This window comes from Streptomyces sp. NPDC004051, assembly GCF_053604275.1.
Genome location: NZ_JBSGHG010000078.1, coordinates 1 through 5,513 on the forward strand (window position 1 = coordinate 1; position 5,513 = coordinate 5,513).

Consider the following 5,513-nt stretch of genomic DNA (forward strand, 5'->3'; position numbering starts at 1 on the left):
CACGGCCGGACACCCCGACGGTCCGGCTGGCCGGGCCAACCAGAGCCACTTCAGCCAGCCGGAAAAGAGCCTAAATCACCGGTATTGGCCCTAGGGCGCCGATACAAGGGAACTGGGCCCCCACCGCCAACGGGGAGGCGGCAGGGGCCCGGCGTCTGTGGGGCCGTGGGGGCTCGGGTGGGGTCAGTCGGGCAGGCGGTCCAGCACCCACTCACCGATCTCGGGTGTCATGAGCGTGTGCGTTTCGTTCTTCTCGGAGAGCAGGAAGTCGTCGAGGTCGGATTCTTCCGGAGACAGCTCGTCGATGTTCGTGTACAGGTCTTCCTGCTGGTCCAGGTCGCGGACGGAGACCGCGCTGACGGACGGCACGAAGCAGGTGGCCCGGTGGCCCACCTCGATGTTCTCGTTCGCCGCCTTGAGCGCGTCGGCGAGGAGACCGACCGTTTCGAGAGTGCCGCCCGGCGCCCCGTCCAGCTCCGGGAAGCCGTCGGTGGTGATCGTGTGCGGCCCGCCGAGGACGCCGTCGATCACCGCCACCTCGGCCTTGCTGCCCTGCTGCTGGGCGAGGAAGTACGTACCGTCGAAGAGCGGTCCCTCGCAGCTCATCAGCTTCGATCCGGCCCTGATGCCGATGCCCTGGCCGTCGCCGCGCCCACTGGCCACACCGAGCAGGCGCGGAATGCGCGGCCATCCGCCGACCTTCTGGAGCGCCTCCTTGAACTGTGTGCGCAGCGGGCTCTCCTTCGGGGTGCCGTTCACGCCGTCGATGTAACGCCACAGCATCTGCTGCGCGGCCGGGCTGCCGATCAGCTTCAGGTAGGTGTCGTCGACCGGGGCCAGGTAGTGCGCGAACGCCTGGAGCCCGATCGGCACCCAGCCCCCGCGGTGCGGGCTGTCGAACGACAGGTACACGCCGGTCTGGTGATCGATGCCCTGCATCTCCAGCTTCGCCAGCGCGTACCGGGCGACGATGCCGCCCATGCTGAACCCGCCGACCAGCAGCCGCGTGTCACCGAGCCGCTCGGCGAGGGTCCGCAGAGTCGCGGCGATCATCGTGTCGGAGTGCTTGAGGATCGACTCGCTGCGCTCGTCGAACCCGACGAGGATCAGCGTCCGTCCGCGCTCCCGCAGCTGACTGATGAACGGGTACCGGCCGTTCTCCAGCTGGTCGTAGAGCCAGTCGAAGTCGGTCGGCCCGACGTTGAACCCGTCGGAGAGGACCACCGGCCGGACCACACCCTTGTGACCCTGGCCGTAGTACACCCGGGCGCTTCCACCCGGCAGCTGCCACGTCTCGTCGGCCGCAGGGGCGGCCGGCGACGCCGGGGCACCCACCGGGGTCACAAGCCCGATCGACGCGGCGGCTTTTGCGACCTTCGCGGTGTTGCTGTCGGCCACGGTGTTCCTCTCGACGTACGGACGAACTTCTCAGGGGAGGTATGACTCACAGATCCCGGACTACGCCCGCTCTCCTCACGGTTCACCGGATGTGCTGAACCTTCCGGCGACTGGTTTTGTACGTGGCTCTCGACAGCGGATATCGCTGAAGGCCGACAACACCCTGCCTGTGGCGGAGGCCGTATCCGCGAGTTCGAGCAACACCCTGCCGCAGCACCACGGCGCGGCGCCGAATGCACACTGGCCTGCGGTGACGACGGCTTTACGCCTTGCCACGGGGGCTAGGGCGGTGTCGGTTATCACCAACACTCCGACTCGGTGATGCGACCAGGCGGTGTCGAAAGCCGCCTACAAACGTTGTTGCTCCCCACGTACGAAGCCAGGCGACCGCACCCGTCGGCGAGGTGCCGCGCAGCATCTCGCCGCACGAACCCGCCCCGCACGAACAGGCCACCCCGAGGCGCCCCCGGGCGCACCACCCCTGCTCCGGTGGTCGTCCGGATGCTCGGCTACCACGACGACACCACCGCTCAGCTCGCCGCCGAGGCCGGAGGAACCTGGCGTCACTACGCCCCTGGCGACCACTCACGGTCACCATGAGCACTCAACAGCCAAGGAATACGCGACTCCCGATTACGAGAGGTCGCCAGTTTCACACCCCAACCCGTCGGCTACTCCGCCAGCGGGCGCCACGTTCCCCTCCGGTTCCTCGCGATTCCACCCCGAGAATCCGCGAACCCGTCGGCTTGCCGGGCGAGCGACTGGAAGTACGTGGAGGCGGCCGGGTGGGTCACGCTGGCGGACACCTACGAGCGCCGGGTCGGCCGCTCCCGCACGGTCACCGTTGCGCTGTACCGGCTCGGCGACGTCCGCGCGCTGCGGGGACCTGCCCGGCGTCGACTGGGAGGCCGCCCGCGGTCTGCCCAGGGGCGCCGCGAGCCCGCTGCGCGAGTACGCCCAGCTCGCCCCGCCCCGGGCCGCCGTCGTCCGCGCCTTCGCCCAGGGCCTCGCCGACCGGCACGGCGTGAGGGTGTGGGCGTGGAACAGCCCGTACTCCGGCCGCTGGGAGCTGGACTGGGAGCGGATCGAGGAGGCGCCCACCGAGGAGACCGTGCGCCGGGAGCTGGCCGCCGATCCGGAGGCCGCCTGCTACGCCGCCGAGATCGTGCTGTGCCCCGCGTGGGGGGAGATCACCCGCGAGGCCAGGGAGCTGCTCCGTCCCGACCGCGCGGCCGTCGTGGACACCGAGACCACCGACCTGTTCGGCCGGACGGTCGAGATCGCCGTGCTCGACGTGGCCACCGGCAAGAAGCTGCTGGACACCCTGGTCAATCCCGGCGTGCCGATCGAGGACGGGGCCCGGTGGGTGCACGGCATCACGGACGAGATGGTCGCCGACGCCCGCCCGTTCGAGAAGATCCTTCCCCGTCTCCGCAAGGTGACCCGGGGCCGGATCATCTGCGCCTACGGCGCCGAGTACGACCGCACCGTCGTGCTCAAGGACGTGGAGCGGGCCGGGAAGAAGCCGATGCACCTGGAGCCGGAGGGCAACTGGTACTGCCTCATGCAGGCGTACGCGGACTGGCTCGGCGTCCGGCGCTGGCTCCGGCTCGGTGGCGGCCACCGTGCCGCCGGGGACTGCGAGGCCGCCCAGCAGGTACTGATCGAGATGTCCAAGGGGAGGGGAGCGACGTTCACGCCCACCCGTTAGTACTCCAGTGCGGTTTCGTGATCTATCCAGTGAGTTCGCCGGCGGCTCGTCGTCGGTAGTGGCTGCGTCGGGCTGTTGCCTGGTGGCGTCTGCGCCAGGTGGACCAGTGCAGCAGCCTGGCCGCCGGCACGGTCGGCGGGTGGAAGGCGGCGCCGAAGAGGTGGCGGATCTCCGGGACGGTCAAGGAGATCGGATCGCGGCTGCGGGCGGGGTGGTGTGCGTCGGCGGGCCGGTCGGGGGCCGCGTCGGCGGCGAGGGCGGTCAGGAGGGCCAGGGCAAGCATGGCGAGCGTGATGTGCCGGTGCCAGGAGGTCCAGTGCCTCACCTGGTAGTGATCCAGGCCGACCTGGCCCTTGGCGGCCTGGAAGCACTCCTCGACGCTCCAGCGGACACCGGCGACGCGGACCAGTTCGGACAGGGGCACTTCGGTGGGTGACCAGCACAGGTAGAAGGCGAGTTCGCCGGTGGACCGGTTGCGGCGGATGAGCAGGTGCCGGTGGCCGCCGGTGCCGATGTGGATCCAGGCCCAGTCGTAGTACCGCGGTCCTTTCGCGCCGTTGCCGGCGCTGTGCCGCTGCCAGGCCGTGGCGGGCAGGCGGCCGACGACGGTGTCCGCGCGGATGGGCGTGCGGCCGTGGTTGATCCTCACCCGCATTGAGCAGGCGACGGCCAGGACATAACCGGTGCCGCGTGCCTCGAGGGCGGCGCGGAGCTGGGGGTCCTGGCCGTAGGCTTCGTCGCCGGTCACCCAGGAGGCGGTGATCCCGGCGTCCAGCGCGGCGGCGAGCATCTCCGAGGCCGGACGGGGCTTGGTGGCGAACTGCACCGTCTCGGGTATCCCGGCCGCGGTGCGGCGTTCGGGATCATCGGACCAGGAGTGCTCGGGCAGGTAGAGCCGGCGGTCGATCAGGGCCCGTCCCCGCTCGGTGGCCAGGGCGAGGAACACGCCGACCTGGGCGTTCTCGATGCGTCCCGCGGTGCCGGTGTACTGCCTCTGCACTCCGGCCGAGGACCGGCCCTTCTTCAGGAAGCCGGTCTCGTCGACCACGAGAACGCCGCCGTCGGCGCCGAGGTGTTCGGCGGCGTAGGCACGCAGGTCATCGCGGACCGCATCGGCGTCCCAGCGGGCATAGCGCAGCAGGCGCTGCATCGGCCCGGGCCGGGCATGGCCGGCCTGCTCGGCCAGCTGCCTGGGGGTTGCCCCCTTCGGGGACAGTTCTTCCGCTCGACGCTCGACAGCAGCCCGAGCAGGTAGGCGCGGGCCGCGGCCCGGGGCTCAACCCGCCCGAACCGGCCCGCGATCCGGGCCATGACCTGGTCGAACATCGCCCGTCAGCGGGCAGGGTCTACGCCATGGCCCGCGGCCACCGCACGATCTTCAGGAGTCCACACAACCCCCGATGATCACGCGGTGGCCGTCCCTCTCGCGGGCCGGGCCCTCAGCGTGGTGGCGAAGTCGAGCTCGCGTGTCAGGCGGTGAAGCCGCCGTCGACATGGATCGAGGCTCCGGTGATGTACGAGCCGTCCGCACTTGCCAGGTGGGCAACGGTGGCCGCGATCTCGGCGGCTTCCGCATAGCGGCCCACAGCCGTGAAGCCGGCGATCACCTCGGCGTTCGGCCCGTCGGCGGGGTTGGTATCCGTGTCGGTGGGGCCGGGAAGCACCAGATTGGCGGTGACTCCACGCGGACCGAGTTCCCGGGCCAGGCCCTTCGTCATCCCGACCAGAGCTGTCTTGCTCATCGAGTACAGCGCCAGTCCGGGGAAGACCGCACGCTCGGCGACATTGCTGCCGATGCTGATGATGCGGCCGCCCCGGCCCATGTGACGCACTGCCGCCTGGGACGCGGCGAACGGCGCCCGGACGTTCACCGCCAGGGTGCGCTCGATCTCTGCCGACCCCAGGTCTTCGAGTGGGCCAACGAGGAAGACGCCGGCGTTGTTGACCAGGATGTCGAGTCTGCCGAACGTCGCGGCGGCCTCGTCCACCGCGGCGGTGAGTGCCTCAGGGATGGCGCTGTCGGCCTGGATAGCCAGTGCCCGGCACCCTCTGGCCTTGATCTGCTCCACCACCCGGGTGGCGCGTTCCGCGCTGTTCTCATAGGTCAGGACGACGTCGGCGCCTTCCTCGGCCAGTCGTAATGCCACGGCGGCGCCGATGCCCCGGCTGCCGCCCGTGATCAAGGCCACGTTTCCTTCAAGTCGGTTCATGACGTCGAGCATTGCTGGCACCAGTGCCGGAGGCTGGCGGGAATCCGACCTGGCGTTCGACCTCCGGGAGGGCAAAACCGTCCTGATCACGAAACCACACTGGAGTACTAGGGTGCGTATTGAGTCGTGATCAATTGGTGGTTCGGGTGAGGTCCTTGAGCCAGATCATTGAGGCACGCAGGTGGAGGCCGGCG

Annotated in this window: 3 protein-coding genes and 1 pseudogene; 1 reads left to right on the plus strand and 3 read right to left on the minus strand. The window is 70.0% G+C overall.

The window, feature by feature from the left end:
- Positions 1-183: 183 nt before the first annotated feature.
- Positions 184-1,398: an esterase/lipase family protein gene (locus tag ACWEQO_RS34510; protein WP_452986466.1), complete on the minus strand. Its 1,215-nt coding sequence runs from the start codon at positions 1,396-1,398 to the stop codon at positions 184-186.
- Between the two features lie 844 nt (positions 1,399-2,242).
- Between ACWEQO_RS34510 and ACWEQO_RS34515 the strand changes: the two genes are divergently transcribed.
- A complete protein-coding gene (locus tag ACWEQO_RS34515) occupies positions 2,243-3,109 on the plus strand; it encodes a 3'-5' exonuclease (RefSeq protein ID WP_452986467.1) in 867 nt (288 codons plus the stop codon).
- A gap of 22 nt (positions 3,110-3,131) precedes the next feature.
- On the opposite strand, the pseudogene ACWEQO_RS34520 reads toward ACWEQO_RS34515, so the two are convergent.
- Positions 3,132-4,435, minus strand: a pseudogene (locus ACWEQO_RS34520) (IS701 family transposase).
- 143 nt (positions 4,436-4,578) lie between these two features.
- Positions 4,579-5,331, minus strand: coding sequence for an SDR family NAD(P)-dependent oxidoreductase (locus ACWEQO_RS34525; RefSeq protein WP_452986468.1), 753 nt, complete (start codon positions 5,329-5,331; stop codon positions 4,579-4,581).
- Between the last annotated feature and the right edge of the window lie 182 nt (positions 5,332-5,513).

Coding starts and splice junctions, on each gene's coding strand:
- ACWEQO_RS34525 (WP_452986468.1), bottom strand. CDS start 5,331: ATGCTCGACGTCATGAACCGACTTGAAGGAAACGTGGCCTTGATCACG.